Below are 17243 nucleotides of genomic sequence, written 5' to 3'. Positions count from 1 at the left end.
ACGAGGCGGCACTAGGCAGCAATGTCGATATGGCGAAGCTGTTGCTCGATCACGCGCCAACGCAAAACGGCACGCGATCCCTACCGTCGTGCGCCGATCGATAGGCGATCGCGAATATGGGTGAATGGGGCGTCGGCTGGTGCTTGCGCCCCCTTTTGGTTTCGCCTGCGACTGCTGATTGTCAGTCGAATTGTCGATCGATTCAGGCGGTTGAAATCGTTAAGTATTTCAACACCAGCTTATTTAAGCCAAACTTCTAATTTGGTCGCTAGGGTGCCCACGTATTCGGCTGCCATCGCCGAGCATCGCGCTTGCAGGAGTGCCAAAATGCTCGCCGTGGCCGGTACGGGTGAGGGGGACTGGCGTGGTGGACAAGACGTTGCGGTTGGCGAAGCGGAGCAGAACGGTTTGGGCGATTCATGCCGCCTGCACTCTGGTGGCCGTCCTGATCATCGCGAGCCTCATCTTCGTTCTTGATCGTTCGGTCGCCGAGGCGGATCGCTTCGGCCTTTCGGCGGAGCGGCGGTTGGTGGCAAACGAACTGCGCCACCAGATGGATGCGGTCGTTCAATTCCAGGCGCAGCTCTCCTTCTGGGACAAAACCTACCAGGAACTCGCCAAAGGACACGTCAGCGACGCCTTCGTTGCGGACGAATTGGCGGGGTGGCTGTGGAAAGACTACGGTTTCTCCTGGCTGATCTTCACGGATCTCGACCACAACGTTTCGACGGTGTTGAAGGACGGCGTTGCGGTGTCGAGCGAGGCTGCCCGCGTTCCGCTCGAGGAGGTGGACGATCTGCTCGACGAAGCCCGGCGCCGCTACGACAACGCGCTCAGAAACAATCACGGCTCCTATGTGCTGGATTTGGTGACACCGGACCCGCAGTCGGTGATGCCGGCCGTGCCCGGAATTCACGCCGTGGACTTGCGTGAGATCGACGGACGCATGAGCGTCGCGGTCGTGCAGGCGGTCATCCCGGAAACGCTGGCGATACCTGCGGAGCGTCGCGCGCCCGTGCTCATGGTTTCGGTGCGACCGGTGACGGCGAAGGTGATGCGCGAGATCGCGGCGCGGCTGGGTATCGGTGGACTTGCCTTCGTGCCGCTCACCGCGCGGCCGGAGGGGAGCGTCTACGCGTCGGTCGGGCGCTGCTCCGACGCATCCTGCCTCGTGGCGGCGTGGATGCCGAAGTCACCGGGCGGGTTCGTCCGGGCCGAGCTGTTGCCGAGCGTCATCGTGATGGCGATCGTGGCGGCGCTGCTGATGGCCTTCGTCGCCCTGCGCTTCTCGACGCTCTTTGCCGCCTTGCAGCAGAGCGAGGCGCTCAACCGTCATCTTGCCAAGCACGACCGGCTGACGGGTCTGCTCAACCGGAGCGGTTTCGACGACATGCTGGCGGCGGCGCTGTTGAAGGCAAAGACGCACCCGTTCACACTCGTCTATGCCGACCTCGACGCGTTCAAGGCGGTCAACGACCGCAATGGTCATGCGGCGGGCGACGCCGTTCTGGTCGCCATGGCCGAGCGCTTCCGGAACCGTGCCGGCCCCAAGGGTACCGTCGCACGGCTTGGCGGTGACGAGTTCGCCATCATTCTCGGCGACTGCAGCGAGGCCGAGGCTCGCGGACTTGCAGCCGGTCTTGTCGCCGATGCGCAGACACCGGTCGCGTTCAACAGCCAGTTGCTCACTGTCGGCGGCAGCGCCGGCATCGCCTTTGCGCCGCGCCACGGGTTGACCGCACGCGCCCTGCTGCTGGCTGCCGATGAAGCGCTCTATCTCGCCAAGCGGCGCGGCCGCAATCGCGTCGAAACGGCTGACGATACGGTCCTGCCGGGCGGAACCTCCGGCAACCGGCTCGTCCCCGGACCGAGTGGCGCCGGCGATCGTCCTACTCCGGCACGTTATAGGGCGTGATGACGACGACCGCCGAAAGCTGAGGGCCGACCGCGCCCGACGGCGCGCGGCCGTGCAGCATGATCGTGCGAAATGCCGTGCGCGCATCGGTCTTCAGATCATGGTGCAGGACGAAATGAATGCGCCGCTCGCGCAGCAGCGCCAGATTGTCCTCGTCGAGGTCGCGAGGCACTGGCCGCGGGAACGAGAGAGCAGGACTTTCATGCGGCACTCGATGCGCAGGCGCGGCGCAAGCTGAGCTGACGGTTCCGTCTCACATTTGACGGTCTCCCGATGCGTTGTGGTTGGGGGCCGTACCTGTTTCACACGATCATTTCCGAGGGAGGAATTCGATGAACGGACAGATGCAAGGCAAGATCACCATCGTCACCGGCGGCACGCAGGGACTGGGCGCCACGATTGCCGGCCTTTTCGCCGAACGCGGTGCCGCCGGCATCGTCATTTGCGGGCGCAATACCGCCAAGGGGCGCGCGAAGGCGGAAGAAATCGGCAAGGCCAGCGGCGCGAAAGTGGTCTATGTCGAGGCCGACCTGGAGAAGGTAGAAGACGCCCGCAAGGTGGTTGCCGCCTGCGATGCCGAGTTCGGCCGGGTTGATGCGCTGGTCAACGCTGCCGCCATTACCGATCGCGGCACGATTCTCGACACGACGCCGGAACTCTTCGACCGGATGTTCGCCATCAATGTAAGGGCGCCTTTCTTCCTAATGCAGGAGACCGTGAAGGTGATGCGGCGCGAGCGGACCGAAGGCACGATCGTCAATATCGGTTCCATGTCGGCGATGGCCGGGCAGCCCTTCATCGCGGCCTATTGCGCGTCGAAAGGGGCTCTCGAAACGCTGACCAAGAACACGGCCTACGCGCTCTTGCGCAACCGCATCCGCGTCAACGGCCTGAATATCGGCTGGATGGCATCCGAAGGCGAAGATCGCATCCAGCGCGAGTTTCACGGGGCCGCCGCGGATTGGCTCGAAAAGGCGGCCGCCAGCCAACCGTTCGGCAGGCTCGTCGATCCGGCGGAGGTGGCGCGCGCCTGCGCCTATCTGTCTTCGGCGGAATCCGGGCTGATGACCGGATCGGTGATCTGCTTCGACCAGTCGGTCTGGGGTGGCTATGACGGTTCGCCGCATCCGGTGGCACCCCTCTGACAAGTACTTGTCTTTCCTTGGCGGCTGTGCCCTTATGGCGCCGTCAGGTGCCCGCGTGAGCGGGAGAATCGGGAATCCGGTGTCAATCCGGAACGTGCCCAACGCTGTGACGGGGACGGTTGCCTCTCGAAGTGCCTTGAATTGATTCAAGGGCTTGCCACTGGATCTTCAATCGATCTGGGAAGGTGGGGCGACTGGTTGAACCGAAGTCAGAAGACCGGCCTGGCGAGATAGACCGAACCCTGCGTGGACGGCGGGGAGGTTTTCGCATTGTTGGGGATCGAACGATGCTGACTGAACCGAAGGGTGGCCTTGCGGCTGCCGGTGCCTTTTCGCTGCAAGAGCGGGAGGCCGTCTACCGCGCCATCGAAACACGCCGCGACGTGCGTGACGAATTCCTGGACAAGCCTTTGCCTGAGGAACTGGTGAAGCGGCTGCTGACAGCGGCGCACAGCGCGCCGTCCGTGGGCTTCATGCAGCCCTGGAACTTCGTGCTGGTGCGGGCGCCGGAAACGCGCGAACGCGTCTGGCAGGCCTTTCGCCGTGCCAATGACGAGGCGGCGCTGATGTTTGCGGAGGAGCAACAGGCCAAGTACCGCTCGCTGAAGCTCGAAGGCATTCGCAAGGCGCCGCTCAGCATCTGCGTCACCTGTGATCGCACGCGTGGTGGCGCCGTCGTTCTCGGCCGCACGCACAATCCGCAGATGGATGTCTATTCAACGGTTTGCGCCGTGCAGAACCTGTGGCTTGCGGCCCGCGCCGAAGGGGTGGGCGTCGGCTGGGTCAGCATCTTCCACGAGGCGGAAATCAAGGCGATCCTCGGCATCCCCGATCATATCGAGATCGTTGCCTGGCTCTGCCTCGGCTATGTCGATCGCCTCTATCAGCAGCCCGAACTGGCGGTGAAGGGATGGCGCCAGCGCCTGCCGCTTGAAGAACTGGTGTTTGAGGAAGGCTGGGGAACGGCAGCGACGGATCGTACCGCGCTCAATTCTGGACCGGTTGATAGGCCGGTCCCTTCGGGTGCTTGAGGTCGATCGAGGTTTCTTCGTTGGGCAGGAAGGTCGGGCCGACGACGCGCACCTTGCTCTTGGACGGATCGTAGGGGCGCTCCTCGGGGGGCGCCTTTGCGGTCGTGGCATCTGCGGGCTTCTTGGTTTCGATCACCACGATCGACGACTGATCGTCGCCGGTCATCGTACCGGTTGCTTTCGGCGAGGTCGCGGCGGTCCGCGGTATCTGGCAGCCGCACATGCCGGGTTTGCTGATGCCGCGGGTGCGATAGGCGAAAGCATTGGGCATTTCAGTATAGGGCAGGCCGGTCACGGCCGAGACCATCTGCTCGCTCTCCTCCGTGTTGAGATCGTGGAAGTAGAGCTCGGTCTCGGCGCCGGGGCAGCGCGCCCGGCAGGCCTGTTCGTCACGCGGGAAGTCGGCGGGCGTCGCATCCGAAGAGATCGGGAAGAAGGCGCCGTCGCAGGTGCGCACACACATGGTCCGCAGGGTTCCGCGATAGTAGCCGTCCTGCGGCGCATAGCCGTCTTCGCCATGCCCAAGCATCGGCCCGTACGCGTCGTCAGGCGGCAGGTCGGCGATGATGTTGCGGTGCGTCTCCGGCTCTTCGGGTTCGACGCTCGCAAAATAGTCGCGGTCGCTGTAGCAGCCATTGATCTCGAGCGCGGCGACGATACGGCGACGGGTCTCTTCGCTGCCGCCGGCGACGATCTGCTCACGCTCCGATTTCAGCATGCGCAGATTGTCTTCCATCTCGGCGATGAGGCTGTTGAGCTCGCCGCAGGTGTCGGGGTCGCCGCCATCGAAGGTGGCGACGCTGCCGCCGCCACAGCCCGCGCGGCGGCGATCGTTCTTCGCCCGGCGCAGCTCGATGTTCTGGCGCGAGATGGCGCTGGCATAGTCGCGGGCATCGGCATTGGTGGCGACCATGTCGGACATTTGCGCAAGCCGGGTATTCAGCCGGTCGCACACGGTCGATGCCAGCGAAGGATCGGCACCGACCAGAGCCAACGGCACAAGCGCCGCAGCGACGTGTTTCAAGCGAGGGAACACGGGCGAAGTCTCTTCCTGCTGCCGCACGATGCCAAGCTTCTGGTGTGGGCGGCTGCCGGCGGCAATTCCTTTTTCACCTCCATCATAGAGCTTGTCGGTGATCGTGCAACGACAAGCGGCGGTTTGCGTTAACGGGTCCGGCCGGCCGAAGCGCTCAGGCGGCGCGGGCGGTTTCCAGCGACATCGGGCGTTCCAGAACGGTGCCTTCGATGGCGGCAACAGCCTTCATGCGCTGAAGCAGGCTTTCGGTCACTTCCCAGGCGACGGCAACGGCGAAGACCGAGCCGATGCGATGCGGTTCGGCGATGCGCTCTCCCGGGCATCCCATGCGGCGGAACATGCGTTCCAGGAACACGTCGGTGACCGTGACGATATGGCTGATGCCGGAGGCGAGGCCGAGTTCGCCAACGCCGCACATCAACTCGGCGGCCGCGACGGTGACCTGGTTCGAGGCGCGGTCCTGCGAAATATCGGGCTCGATGCAGAAGCGACTCGATTCCCAGACCGAAGCGCTGCGGATTTCCGGGTTGTCGCCGAGCAGGATCGGGAAGGTATCGTCCAGCATGTTGGGGCCGAGCGTCGGCAGCAGCCGGAGCGAGCCGCGCAGGCGACCGGTGTCGGGGGCGTAGGACAGCACGTAGAGCGGGTTCGCCTTGTCGTAGTTGTCGATCTCCCACTCGCCGTCGGTCTGAACATCCCATTTCAGGAAATCGTGAAAGACGCGCTTGCGCAGCCGGAACATCTCGTCGACGGCCTGCGGGTGCTGTGCGCGGGTCTTTCCGTTCAGAATCCTGATCATCTTTTTCTCCATCCTTGTTTTGGGATGGGCGGATGCTGTCAGGCTGGCGACGGTCGCGTAACTGTCGGTAGTGACAGTTTAAATCAGTGATATTGTCCACTAGATTTCGAGGGGTTTTGGGAGAGAGCCTACTGCATGTCTCCTTAAGTCGACCTCGATTTAAGGACAAAGACATGCAGCAAATCAAAGTGCTACAGCGACCTTTGCGCGTCTGATAAGACGCGCGGCGCTGTAGGCGCGGCCGGCGTCAAACAGTGGGGATCAGCGCATGGCGCACAGCCTGGGCAACGGCCTGCGTATTGGAGACGACATTCAGCTTGCGTCGCGCATTGGTCATGAAGAAGCGCACGGTGCGTTCGGAAATGCCGAGAATCGTGGCGATTTCCCAATAGCTCTTGCCGGCGGCGGCCCAGGTCAGAACCTCGGTTTCGCGGCCGGTGAGGCGCTCGCGCGCCGAAAACGCTCCGGGCATTGCCGCGTGCTCGAGCATTGCGGCATGGAAGAGGTTGGCCGCGAGCTGGAAATCGCGCAGATGCTGGCGCCGATAGGCCGTCCATTCGTCGGCCGACATGTTGACGTTGAGGGCAAGCAGTGCCATGCGGCCGGCAGGCGAAGGCAGCGGCAAGGCGACGCCTTCGGTCGAAAGGCCGATCTCCTGCGCCGCCTCAAACAGGGGCTCGCAATCCGGAAAGCGATGCCGCGCCATCGTCCACTCCACCGGGCGGACGCCGCCAAGTGCGAGCTTCAGGATGGGATCGATTCTGTGAAGGTTGCGCGACCGGTAGATTTCGGCCGCATAGGCGCCGAAGGTGTGATGCAGGCGGCAGATCTTGAGCTCGTCGGCGTAGGGCTCGGCTTCAAGGTACAGAAGATGAGCGATGCGGAAGGTCCGGCGCATCAGCGTAAAGAAATGAGCGGGCTCGACACAGCCCCCGCATTCCAGGATTTCCAGCATGTCGAGGACAGCCTGTTGCTCAGTCATGCCACAACACCGAATCTCGTCCGAGGTTGCAGCATGGTTAGGGGTTCACCTTTTGTCCAGCGCAAACTTACCCGTTTGGGGTATAATACCAGCTCTGCAATTTTCGGTTGCTGCTGATGGCGGCAGGCGTACGCGCGCAGAACGCGAATGGTGATTCCGCTGCAATCCCCGGGACTTGGAGCGCCGCGCGCGACGATTGCGCGACGCCTGGATATGGCATTGGGGGCGCCGGTCTGGCGCCCGGTATCCGCGAAGATCGATGGCGATCTCCGCGGCTTCATATCAGCCCGGATGGCTGGCTTCGACGACCGCAAGCGCCGCCATGTTGACGACACCGCGCGACGTGACCGAAGGCGAAAGGATGTGTGCGGGCAGCGCCGAGCCGAGCAGGATCGGGCCGACATGCAGGCTGTCGGTCATGGTCTTGACGACGCCGAGCGTGATGTTGGCGGCATCGAGATTGGGGAAGACCAGCAGGTTGGCTTCGCCCGGCAGGCTGCTGTCCGGCATGACACGCTGGCGCAGCGCTTCCGAGATCGCTGCATCGCCGTGCATTTCACCGTCGACTTCGAGGTCGGGCGCGAGTTCCCGCACGAGCTGGAGCGCCTTGCGCATCTTGGTGGCGCTCTCCGAATCGCGCGAGCCGAAGTTCGAATGCGAGACGAGGGCTGCACGCGGCGTGATGCCGAAGCGGCGGATTTCCTGTGCCGCCATGACGGTCGTCTGGGCGATCTCCTCGGCGCTCGGGCAGTAGCTCACATAAGTATCGGTGAAGAAAGTGGCGCCGCGCTGCGAAATCAGCAGGCTGAGCGCGGAGAAGTCGAGCACGCCCTCGCGCTTGCCGATGATCTGCGAAACGTCACGCATGTGGCGGGAATAGCGGCCCTCGACGCCGCAGATCAGCGCATCCGCTTCGCCGCGCTTGACGGCAAGCGCGCCGATCACGGTCGTGTTGGTGCGCACGATCGTACGGGCAGCCTCCGGGATCACGCCCAGGCGGCCGACGAGCGAGAAATAGTCCTCGACATAGTCGCGATAGCGTGGATCGCCTTCGGGGTTGACCACTTCAAAATCGACATCGGGACGGATGCGCAGGCCGTAACGGCGCAGGCGCGTCTCGATGATCTGCGGACGGCCGATCAGGATCGGGCGGGCCGTGCCTTCTTCGAGCAGGACCTGGGCGGCGCGCAGCACCCGTTCGTCTTCGCCTTCGGCAAAGATCACGCGGTTCTTCTGGGCATTCTTCGCCGCGGCGAAGACCGGCTTCATGATGAAGCCGGAGCGGAAGACGAAGCGGTTCAGCTTGTCGAGATAGGCGTCATAGTCCTGGATCGGACGGGTGGCGACGCGGCTTTCCTCGGCCGCCTTGGCGACCGCGGGCGCGATGCGCAGGATGAGGCGCTGATCGAAGGGCGAGGGGATCAGGTAATCCGGGCCGAAGACCGGGGTCTCGCCGGAATAGGCGCGGGCAGCGACATCGGACGGTTCCTCGCGGGCAAGGCCGGCGATGGCGCGGACTGCCGCCATCTTCATTTCTTCGTTGATCGTGCTCGCGCCGCAATCGAGCGCGCCGCGGAAGATGTGCGGGAAGCAGAGAACGTTGTTGACCTGGTTCGGGAAATCCGAGCGGCCGGTGCAGATCATGGCATCCGGGCGGGCGGCACGGGCAGCCTCCGGCATGATTTCCGGCGTCGGGTTGGCCAGCGCCATGATCAGCGGCTTCTCGGCCATCTGCACCAGCAGTTCCGGCTTCAGCACGCCGGCGGCGGAAAGCCCGAGGAACACGTCTGCGCCACCGATGCTGTCAGCGAGAACACGGTTGTCGCTCTCCTGTGCGTAGACGGACTTCCACTCATCCATCAGCACTTCGCGGCCCTTGTAGACGAGGCCTTCGAGGTCGTGCACCCAGATGTTCTCGCGCTTGGCGCCAAGCGTCACCAGCAGGTTGAGACAGGCGAGTGCGGCGGCACCGGCGCCCGACGTGACGATCTTCGCCGTGGCGATATCCTTGCCGGCGAGTTCGAGGCCGTTGAGGATGGCGGCTGCGACGATGATGGCGGTTCCGTGCTGGTCGTCATGGAAGACCGGGATCTGCATCTTTTCTCGCAGGCGACGCTCGACCTCGAAGCACTCGGGCGCCTTGATGTCTTCGAGGTTGATGCCGCCGAAGGTCGGTTCGAGCGCCGAGATGACATCGACCATGCGGTCGATGCTCGAGGCATCGATCTCGATGTCGAAAACGTCGATACCGGCAAACTTCTTGAAGAGAACCGCCTTGCCTTCCATGACCGGCTTCGAAGCCAGCGGCCCGATATTGCCTAGGCCGAGCACGGCGGTGCCGTTGGAGATGACGGCGACCAGGTTGGCGCGGGCGGTGAAATCCGCCGCCGTTTCGGGGTTGTCGCGGATGGCGATGCAGGGGGCGGCGACACCGGGCGAATAGGCGAGCGCCAGGTCGCGCTGGTTGCCGAGCGGCTTGGTGGGTTGGATTTCGAGCTTTCCCGGGCGAGGGTAACGGTGGAAGAAAAGCGCCTGCTGATCGATATCGCCGCTGGCCGGACCGGTTTGGGATTTCGTTTTATCGCCCGTATTCATGCTCTCACATTCCTCATTCGTGGTCGTGCCTTTTGGCATGAATTCGGAGCAAGGTACAGTTTTGCCGTGCCGATTTCGGCGGTCAGATGGGCGGCAAGACGCTCATGTCATCTTCCTGAAACACGAGTCTGGTTTTCACGGGGGCAGAAAGCGTAACTGAAGACGAGGCTGGCATGACGGCGCAGCAAGACAACTCCGTACGAAGGCTCAGGACGTTGTTCATCTCCGACGTCCATCTCGGGTCGAAGGCCGCCAAGACGGACTTCCTGCTCGATTTCCTGCGGCATCATGAAGCGGAGACGATCGTGCTCGTCGGCGACATCGTCGATGGCTGGCGGCTGAAGCGCAGCTGGTACTGGCCGCAGAACTGCAACGACGTTGTGCAGAAGCTGCTGCGAAAGGCGCGCAAAGGCGCCCGCATCGTCTATGTCCCCGGCAATCACGACGAGTTCCTGCGTGATTTTCCGGGCGTGCATTTCGGCGGCATCGAGGTGGCGCAGCGCTACCTTCACGAGGGCGCCGACGGCCGGAACTATCTGGTGCTCCACGGCGACGAGTTCGATGTCGTGGTGCGCAATGCCCGCATGCTCGCCTATCTCGGCGACTGGGCCTACGACACGGCGATCGCCATCAACATCGGCCTGGCGGCAATCCGCCGTCGCCTCGGCATGCCCTATTGGTCATTCTCCTCCTGGGCCAAGCTTCAGGTGAAGCACGCCGTCAACTTCATCGGCGAGTTCCAGAAGGTAGTTGCCGAGGAGGCGCGCCGCCACGACGCGCAGGGCGTGATCTGCGGGCACATCCACCACGCGGTCATCGAGGACATCGGCGACATCCGCTACATCAATACCGGCGACTGGGTGGAAAGCTGCACGGCGATTGCCGAGCATCATGACGGGACGATGGAACTCATCACCTGGCACCAGACGCGTGGCGGCGCCGTTGAAAGCGAAGCCTCCGGTGAAGCCGACAAGCTGCTTGCCCAATTGCTGACCCAGCGCGCCGCCTGACCGGAGTGCGACAGTCCGGCTCCTGTCGCGAAAACTAGGTTATGGCGAGGCCTGCCGGGGCTGTGCTAGAGATCGGGTACAGCCATCAGGTCAGCCGATGATTCCCACCCCAGCGCCCGCATCCGTGGGCCCTCCGCCGCGCCATTTCGCGCTTCGCATCGCCTTGCTCTTCTGCGCGCCGCTGATCGTCAACGGCTTCGCCATGCCGTATTTTCCGATGTGGCTGAGCACGCTGTCGATGACCGACTTCGAGATCGGCGTCGTTCTGGCGTTGCCGATGTTCGTGCGCGTCATCACGGCACCGATCGCGGGCGTCATCGCCGACCGCCTCGGCGAGCGGACGATCGTGCTGATCTGGTCCGGCTTCCTGTCGCTCGCGACTGCACTGGTGCTGTTCTATTTCCGCGACTTCTGGCCGGTGCTGGTCATCTACACGCTGCAATCGGCGGTCTATTCGCCCTATGTGCCGATCGTCGAGGCGATTGCGCTCTCCGGCGTCCGGCGCTGGGGCTTCGACTACGCCCATATGCGGCTCTGGGGCTCGGTCGCCTTCATCGGTGCGACGATGCTCGGCGGCTGGATGGTTGGCATTTTCGGCAGCGACATGGTGCTGCCGGCCATGGCGATCGGCTTCGGCCTGACGATCGCCATGGCCTATGCGGCGCCGCGCGTCGGCAAGCCGCGCCGGCCGTCGCCGATCACCGCGCTCACCGAGCCGCCGCCGAAGTCGCTCAAGCAGCTCGACCTGCAACTGCTCCTGATCGGGGTGACGCTGGTAAACGCCAGCCACGCGATGCTGTTCGCCTTCTCGGCGATCTATTGGCAGCAGATCGGCTACAGCGGCACCGAGATCGGCCTGCTCTGGAGCGCGGGCGTGGCGGCCGAAGTCACGATGTTCATCTTCGCCAAGGCGATCAGCCGCCGCTTCAGCGTGTGGGTGATGATCCTGTCTGGCTGTTCGCTTGCGGTGGTGCGCTGGATCATCTTCCCGATGAATCTCGGCTTCGGCGGCTATTTCGTCCTTCAGTGCTTCCACGCCTTCACCTACGCGATCATGCACACCGGCATGCAGCACAAGCTCGTCGAGCGAGTGGTGGAATCCCAGGAAGCGTCCGCCCAGGGGCTCTATTTCTTCTACACCGGCATCTTCACCGCGATTTTCACGTTCCTGTCCGGCTATTTCTACGCCTGGTACGGGGTAAGCGGTTTCTATTCGATGTCGGTCGTCGCTTTTGCCGGTTGCTGCTTCGCGGTTGCCGCCTGGTATCTTCAGCCCCAGAGACGTGGCTCCGGGGGGAAGACGAGCGAAGCCTCGTAGCGCAGGCCGGGTGTGCGATCTTCGGCGAGCAGCAGCGGCCCGTCGAGGTCGACGAAGTCAGCGCCCTGAGCGACGAGGATCGCCGGCGCCATCGCCAGCGAACTGCCGACCATGCAGCCGACCATGACCTTGAGGCCGAGGGCTGCGGCCTGATCGCGCATGCGCAGCGCCTCGGTGAGGCCGCCGGTCTTGTCGAGCTTGATGTTGACCGCGTCATAGCGGCCGACGAGCGCGGCGAGGTCCTCGGTCGCGTGCACGCTTTCATCCGCGCAAATGGGGACGGGGCGGGCGATCGTTGCCAGCGCCTCGTCGCGCCCGGCCGGCAGCGGCTGCTCGATCAGGTCGATGCGTTCCTCGGCGCAGATCGCGAAGTGGTAGGCGAGCGTGTCGGGTGTCCAGCCTTCATTGGCATCGAGGATGATGCGGCTCTCGGGCGCGCCGGCCCGGACAGCGCGGATGCGCCCGGCATCATCCGATGTACCGACCTTGATCTTGAGGAGCGCACGATGGGCGTATTTCGCCGCCTGTTCGCGCATGGCATCCGGCTCGGCGAGCGACAGCGTGTAGGCGGTCGTCAGTGCCTGAGGTGAAGAAAGTGCCGCAAGCATATGTACGGGCGTATTTTTCTGTTTCGATTCCAGATCCCAGAGCGCACAATCGACGGCGTTGCGAGCCGCGCCCGGCTTCATTTCGCGCTGGAGTTCGGCGCGCGTCAGACCGGCCTCGATGCGCGGGCGAATGTCGGCAATCTCGGCGAGAACCGAATCGATCGTTTCGCCGTAGCGGCCGTAGGGCACGCACTCGCCGGAACCGGTGTGGGCGCCGTCGCTGATTCGGCAGGTAACGACGCTTGCCGTCGTCTTGGAGCCGCGCGAGATCGTGAAGGTGCCTGCAATCGGGAAATGTTCCACCACGGCATCGAGGGAAAGTGACATGAAAGCGTCTCCGGCGCGCAATCTGAGGGTCCGACATCGCCGCCAACCGAACGTGCGGGTGACAGCTACGGTGCGAGCCGTTATGACGGTGTAAGGATTTACGAATCTTTACAGCGCCGCGCGCCTGTCGGACACGAAAGGTCGCTGTAACACTTTAGGTCTGCTGCATAATTTTGTCCTCAAATCGATTCCGGTTTAAGGAATTATGCAGTCGCAAATCAGGAAACCCGAAGCCACGTGTCGCCATCCGCCCGCAAGCTTACCGCCGACGTTGCGCTGGCCGAAAGTGCCGGCGGGCGAAGCTATGTCTTCACCGGCGCCTGGCGGCATGAAACCGCCGAGGCGATGGCAGCGAAGCTCGACGGTCTTGCAAGCAAAGGCGATGGGGCCGCGCAGTTCGATCTCTCCGGCGTGACGGCAATGGACACGGCCGGTGCGTGGATCATCCGGCGGTTCATGACCCGTATCGCTGGTCCGTCCCGGGATGACATCCATTTCGCCGACGGCGGACAACGCTATGTCGAGCTGATCGATGCCTTGCCGGCGGAATTGCGCGCGCCCGAGAAAGGCAGCGAGCGGCTGCCGTTGTTCCAACGCATTTTCGCTCCGGTCGGTGAGGTGATGGTTGCGACCTGGGACGACGTCGTCGCGGCGATGTACATCCTCGGTTCCGCGGTGCGTGGCGCCCAGCTCAAGCTTGGGCGACACAGCGGCGTCTCGCCGGCGGCGATCGTTCATCAGATCGACCGGATGGGCGTGATGGCGGTGCCGATCATCACGCTGATGTCGTTTCTGATCGGTGCGATCATTGCGCAGCAGGGGGCGTTCCAGCTCCGCTACTTCGGCGCGGAAGTCTTCGTTGTCGATCTCGTCGGTATCCTGCAATTGCGCGAGATCGGTGTACTCCTGACGGCGATCATGATCGCCGGTCGCTCCGGCAGCGCCATCACCGCGGAAATCGGCTCGATGAAGATGCGCGAGGAAGTGGACGCGCTGAAGGTGATGGGACTGAGCCCGATCGGCGTTCTCGTCTTTCCGCGCCTCGTCGCGCTGACCGTGGCGCTGCCGCTGCTGACGATCATCGCGAATTTCGCCGCCTTGATCGGCGCCGCGCTCGTCGCCTGGGGCTACTCGGGGATCACGATCCCGACCTTCCTTGCGCGCCTGCAGGAGGCGATCGACTTTTCATCTGTCGCCGCCGGCATGATCAAGGCACCGTTCATGGCGCTGATCATCGGCGTGGTGGCTGCGGTCGAGGGGCTGAAGGTCGGCGGCAGTGCCGAATCGCTCGGACGTCACGTGACCTCTTCGGTGGTCAAATCGATCTTCGTCGTGATTCTGATCGACGGGCTCTTCGCCATGTTCTACGCGGCAATCGATTTCTGAGGCGAGGAACAGCGTGAGCGCAATCGAGAAGCGACATGAGGAAGATCAGGCAACGGAGGCGAACGGTCGCGAGTCCGTGCTTTCCGTCCGTGACCTGACGGTGGGATTCGGTTCGAACATCGTGCTCGACAAGCTGAACCTCGAAATCTACCGCGGCGAGATCCTCGGTTTCGTCGGTGCTTCCGGCACGGGCAAGTCGGTGCTGATGCGCACCGTGCTGAGGCTGCTGGCGAAACGAGCAGGCAAGATCGAGATCCTGGGCGCGGATTACGACAAGATCACCGAAGCCGAGCGCATAGCGCTCGACATGCGCCTCGGCGTTCTCTTCCAGCATGGCGCGCTCTTTTCGGCGCTGACGGTGCGCGAGAACATCCAGGTGCCGATGCGGGAATATCTCGACCTGCCGCAAAGGCTGATGGACGAACTGGCGCGGGTGAAGATCGAGCTCGTGGGCCTGGCGCCGGAAGCGGCAGAAAAATACCCCTCCGAGCTTTCGGGCGGCATGATCAAACGCGCCGCCCTTGCCCGGGCACTGGCGCTCGATCCCGACCTGGTTTTCCTTGACGAGCCGACCTCGGGCCTCGACCCGATCGGGGCTGCGGAGTTCGACGAGTTGATCGCCAAGCTGCGCGACACGCTGGGATTGACCGTGTATATGGTGACTCACGACCTCGACAGCCTCTTTTCCGTCTGTGACCGCATTGCGGTTCTCGGCAAGAAGCGGGTTCTGGTCGAGGGGACCGTCGAAGACATGCTGGCCTGCGATGATCCCTGGGTGCAGTCCTATTTCCGCGGCAAGCGGGCTCGATCGATCGTGCGCCACGATCAATGACCGGAGCATGCCGCACTCGAGCGAATGGCTTGATGCGGAACATGCGCCTGAAACGAAGTGCTGGAGCGTCCTTCGTGCGTCATTGAACGCACGGCGCTCGAAATGAATGCGGTTTTGGCGCCAAGGCGTCGAGATCGGAGGAAGAGCCGGTGAAGCGGCCACGAAGGTAGTCGGTACGAATGGAAACGAAAGCGAACTACGCCATTGTCGGTTTCTTCACGGTGTTCGTGATCGCGGCCGCCTTCGGCTTCGTCTACTGGATGTCGCAGTACGGGCGCAGCGGCGAGATGGTCGAACTGGTGGTCAACATTCCGGGTTCCGCGAACGGCCTCTCCGTCGGCTCGCCGGTGCGCTTCAACGGCATTGCCGTTGGTACGGTGCGCAATCTTGCGATCGACGCCAATGATCCGCGCTATTCGATTGCCGTTACCGAAGTTTCGGTCGATGCGCCGGTGATGAGATCGACCAAGGCGACGCTGGAAGTGCAGGGGCTGACGGGCGCCGCCTATATCGAACTCAGCGGCGGCCGCAAGGGCGACGAGAACATCCTGAAGACGGCGATCGAAAAGGGCACGCAGGCGCGCATCCTTGCGGATCAGTCGAGCGTCACCAGCCTGCTGGCGACCGCCGACCAGATCATGGACCGGGCCAACAATGCGATCACCGACATCCAGGGCTTCGTGACCGACGTGCGCGGCCCGCTGACGAAAACGATCCGCAATGCGGAGACGTTTTCGACGGCGCTCGCCAACAATTCCGGCGCGATCGATGACTTCCTGCAGAGCGTGACGGAACTTTCCGGCTCGGTGAGTGCCGCTTCGAAGAAACTCGATTCGACCTTGGCGTCCGCCGAGTCCCTGGTGAAGTCCGTCGATCCGGCGAAGATCGATCACATCGTCTCCAACGTCGAGCAGATCAGCAACGATCTGAAGGCGGCCTCAGGCGGCGTATCCGAAACGATTGCCGCCTTCCGGCGCACGGTCGAAACCTACGATCAGTTCGGCAAGAACGCCCAGAAGACGCTGGAGCGGGTCGATACGCTGGTGGCCTCGGTGGACAAGAACAAGATCGAACTCGTCGTCAACGACATCACCGCAGCGACGGCCGATGCTCGCAGGACCGTCGCCGACATCTCGCAGTTCGCGTCGAAGATTACCGCGCGGCAGGCCGACATCGACCGCACGATCACCAACGTCACAGAGCTCGCGAGCAAGCTCAACAACGCCTCCAATCGCGTCGACAGCATTCTCGTCAAGGTCGATGGTTTCCTCGGCGATGCGGATGCGCCTTCGCTTTCGGCCGAAGCGCGCGCGACGCTCGAATCCTTCCGCAAGGTTGCCAACAATCTCAACGCGCAGATCGGGCCGATCGCCGAAAACCTTCGGCGCTTCTCGGGCTCGGGCTTGCGCGATGTCGAGGCGCTCGTCACCGATACGCGGCGCACGGTCCAGAGCCTGGAAAACACGATCTCTACCTTCGACAAGGACCCGCAGCGTCTTCTTTTTGGCGGCGAAACAGTAAAACAATATGATGGCCGCACGCGGCGCTGAGTCGGGGCGGCAGGAGCGGTGTGGGGCCAGGCGGCGTGCTTTCGATCAAGGGCGCGCCAAGGTGTGTGGGACAAAGGTATTGGCAGTATGAATTTTCCGGGGCTGGTTGGTATGCGAGTAGCGGGAGCGCGGCGCTCCGCCCTGATTTTCATGCTGGCAGCCGGACTTGCCGGATGCGGCACGCGTGCCGCCGTCAACGACACTTTCAGCCTTTCGGCTTCGCCCGTTGTCGAAGGACGCGCGTCAACCGGCAAGCAGATCCTCGTGCCGGAGCCGACGGCGCTGAAGGCGCTCGACGGCGACCAGATCGTCGTCCGTCTGTCCGCTTCCGAGCTGCAATATCTCTCCAAGGCACAATGGAGCGACCGGCTGCCGAAGCTGGTGCAGGCGAAGCTCGTGCAAGCCTTCGAAGACACCGGCAAGATCGGCGGCGTCGGCAAGCCGGGCCAGGGGCTGGCGATCGACTATCAGATCATCACCGAAATCCGCGCCTTCGAGGTTTCGACGGAGGGTGCCGATACGGCCGTCGTGGAAATCTTCGCGAAAATCCTCAACGACCGCAACGGCACGGTGCGGGCGCAAAAGGCGTTTCGCGCCACGGCCGGCGTCAAGGGCGCAGGCAATCCGGCCTTCATCAAGGCGATCGACCAGGCCTTTGCCGGCGTTTCCGCCGAGATCGTCAGCTGGACGCTGGGTACTATCTGACGCC

At 63.4% G+C, this 17243-nt stretch carries 14 protein-coding genes, 1 pseudogene and 1 riboswitch; of the genes and pseudogenes, 9 read left to right on the top strand and 6 right to left on the bottom strand.

Features of this window, described 5'->3' with window-relative positions; translation table 11 throughout:
• Positions 1–364: 364 nt before the first annotated feature.
• Positions 365–1915, top strand: coding sequence for a sensor domain-containing diguanylate cyclase (locus tag BHMPCIPO_RS10520; RefSeq protein WP_173516680.1), 1551 nt, complete (start codon positions 365–367; stop codon positions 1913–1915).
• On the opposite strand, the pseudogene BHMPCIPO_RS10515 reads toward BHMPCIPO_RS10520, so the two are convergent.
• Positions 1890–2087: pseudogene (locus BHMPCIPO_RS10515) on the bottom strand (LacI family transcriptional regulator); the annotation flags it as partial. The gene BHMPCIPO_RS10520 and the pseudogene BHMPCIPO_RS10515 overlap by 26 nt on opposite strands.
• A gap of 160 nt (positions 2088–2247) precedes the next feature.
• Between BHMPCIPO_RS10515 and BHMPCIPO_RS10510 the strand changes: the two are divergent.
• Entirely contained in the window at positions 2248–3060 is an 813-nt protein-coding gene (locus BHMPCIPO_RS10510) for an SDR family oxidoreductase (RefSeq protein WP_173516678.1), read from the top strand.
• 28 nt (positions 3061–3088) lie between these two features.
• Positions 3089–3300: riboswitch (cobalamin riboswitch) on the top strand.
• Positions 3301–3347: 47 nt separating this feature from the next.
• On the top strand, positions 3348–4091 hold the full coding sequence (gene bluB, locus BHMPCIPO_RS10505) for a 5,6-dimethylbenzimidazole synthase (RefSeq protein WP_173516677.1): 744 nt from the start codon (positions 3348–3350) through the stop codon (positions 4089–4091).
• Here bluB and BHMPCIPO_RS10500 read toward each other — a convergent pair.
• The 4 genes from BHMPCIPO_RS10500 to BHMPCIPO_RS10485 all read right to left on the bottom strand — a co-directional run bounded on the left by BHMPCIPO_RS10500 (position 4048) and on the right by BHMPCIPO_RS10485 (position 9503).
• Positions 4048–5127 (bottom strand): DUF2865 domain-containing protein, encoded by a 1080-nt coding sequence (locus BHMPCIPO_RS10500; RefSeq protein ID WP_312033019.1) that lies wholly within the window; start codon positions 5125–5127, stop codon positions 4048–4050. The two genes, bluB and BHMPCIPO_RS10500, sit on opposite strands and share 44 nt — an antisense overlap.
• 154 nt (positions 5128–5281) lie before the next feature.
• Entirely contained in the window at positions 5282–5926 is a 645-nt protein-coding gene (locus BHMPCIPO_RS10495) for an acyl-homoserine-lactone synthase (protein WP_173516676.1), read from the bottom strand.
• 247 nt (positions 5927–6173) lie between these two features.
• Positions 6174–6908 carry a helix-turn-helix transcriptional regulator gene (locus tag BHMPCIPO_RS10490; protein WP_173516675.1) on the bottom strand — a complete coding sequence of 245 codons (735 nt, stop codon included), beginning with the start codon at positions 6906–6908 and terminating at the stop codon, positions 6174–6176.
• A 282-nt stretch (positions 6909–7190) separates the two neighbouring features.
• Positions 7191–9503 (bottom strand): NADP-dependent malic enzyme, encoded by a 2313-nt coding sequence (locus tag BHMPCIPO_RS10485; protein WP_173516674.1) that lies wholly within the window; start codon positions 9501–9503, stop codon positions 7191–7193.
• 173 nt (positions 9504–9676) lie between these two features.
• Here BHMPCIPO_RS10485 and BHMPCIPO_RS10480 point away from each other — a divergent pair, with 173 nt between their 5' ends.
• Both BHMPCIPO_RS10480 and BHMPCIPO_RS10475 read left to right on the top strand, forming a co-directional pair.
• Entirely contained in the window at positions 9677–10513 is an 837-nt protein-coding gene (locus tag BHMPCIPO_RS10480) for a UDP-2,3-diacylglucosamine diphosphatase (protein ID WP_173516673.1), read from the top strand.
• A 97-nt stretch (positions 10514–10610) separates the two neighbouring features.
• Positions 10611–11831 carry an MFS transporter gene (locus BHMPCIPO_RS10475; protein WP_173516672.1) on the top strand — a complete coding sequence of 407 codons (1221 nt, stop codon included), beginning with the start codon at positions 10611–10613 and terminating at the stop codon, positions 11829–11831.
• On the opposite strand, the gene dgcA is transcribed toward BHMPCIPO_RS10475, so the two are convergent.
• Entirely contained in the window at positions 11783–12766 is a 984-nt protein-coding gene (gene dgcA / locus BHMPCIPO_RS10470; protein ID WP_173516671.1) for an N-acetyl-D-Glu racemase DgcA, read from the bottom strand. The genes BHMPCIPO_RS10475 and dgcA overlap by 49 nt on opposite strands.
• Before the next feature lie 237 nt (positions 12767–13003).
• Between dgcA and BHMPCIPO_RS10465 the strand changes: the two genes are divergently transcribed.
• The 4 genes from BHMPCIPO_RS10465 to BHMPCIPO_RS10450 all read left to right on the top strand — a co-directional run bounded on the left by BHMPCIPO_RS10465 (position 13004) and on the right by BHMPCIPO_RS10450 (position 17239).
• Entirely contained in the window at positions 13004–14152 is a 1149-nt protein-coding gene (locus BHMPCIPO_RS10465) for an ABC transporter permease (RefSeq protein WP_173516670.1), read from the top strand.
• A gap of 22 nt (positions 14153–14174) precedes the next feature.
• Complete coding sequence (locus BHMPCIPO_RS10460; protein ID WP_173518140.1) at positions 14175–14984, top strand: ABC transporter ATP-binding protein; 810 nt, start codon at positions 14175–14177, stop codon at positions 14982–14984.
• Positions 14985–15163: 179 nt separating this feature from the next.
• The gene (locus BHMPCIPO_RS10455; RefSeq protein WP_173516669.1) at positions 15164–16534 is read left to right on the top strand and encodes an MlaD family protein; all 1371 of its coding nucleotides are present in this window, start codon (positions 15164–15166) and stop codon (positions 16532–16534) included.
• An 87-nt stretch (positions 16535–16621) separates the two neighbouring features.
• The gene (locus BHMPCIPO_RS10450) at positions 16622–17239 is read left to right on the top strand and encodes an ABC-type transport auxiliary lipoprotein family protein (RefSeq protein WP_173516668.1); all 618 of its coding nucleotides are present in this window, start codon (positions 16622–16624) and stop codon (positions 17237–17239) included.
• Positions 17240–17243 lie beyond the last annotated feature (4 nt).

The organism is Ensifer sesbaniae, from assembly GCF_013283665.1.
Lineage (GTDB): Bacteria > Pseudomonadota > Alphaproteobacteria > Rhizobiales > Rhizobiaceae > Ensifer > Ensifer sesbaniae.
This window is presented reverse-complemented; position numbering and strand designations above follow the sequence as displayed.

Excerpts from the sequence above, each read along its gene's own strand:
- BHMPCIPO_RS10455 (WP_173516669.1), top strand. The coding sequence starts at position 15,164 with ATGGAAACGAAAGCGAACTACGCCATTGTCGGTTTCTTCACGGTGTTC.
- BHMPCIPO_RS10495 (WP_173516676.1), bottom strand. The coding sequence starts at position 5,926 with ATGATCAGGATTCTGAACGGAAAGACCCGCGCACAGCACCCGCAGGCC.
- BHMPCIPO_RS10510 (WP_173516678.1), top strand. The coding sequence starts at position 2,248 with ATGAACGGACAGATGCAAGGCAAGATCACCATCGTCACCGGCGGCACG.
- dgcA (WP_173516671.1), bottom strand. The coding sequence starts at position 12,766 with ATGTCACTTTCCCTCGATGCCGTGGTGGAACATTTCCCGATTGCAGGC.
- BHMPCIPO_RS10485 (WP_173516674.1), bottom strand. The coding sequence starts at position 9,503 with ATGAATACGGGCGATAAAACGAAATCCCAAACCGGTCCGGCCAGCGGC.
- BHMPCIPO_RS10480 (WP_173516673.1), top strand. The coding sequence starts at position 9,677 with ATGACGGCGCAGCAAGACAACTCCGTACGAAGGCTCAGGACGTTGTTC.
- BHMPCIPO_RS10490 (WP_173516675.1), bottom strand. The coding sequence starts at position 6,908 with ATGACTGAGCAACAGGCTGTCCTCGACATGCTGGAAATCCTGGAATGC.
- BHMPCIPO_RS10450 (WP_173516668.1), top strand. The coding sequence starts at position 16,622 with ATGAATTTTCCGGGGCTGGTTGGTATGCGAGTAGCGGGAGCGCGGCGC.
- BHMPCIPO_RS10475 (WP_173516672.1), top strand. The coding sequence starts at position 10,611 with ATGATTCCCACCCCAGCGCCCGCATCCGTGGGCCCTCCGCCGCGCCAT.
- bluB (WP_173516677.1), top strand. The coding sequence starts at position 3,348 with ATGCTGACTGAACCGAAGGGTGGCCTTGCGGCTGCCGGTGCCTTTTCG.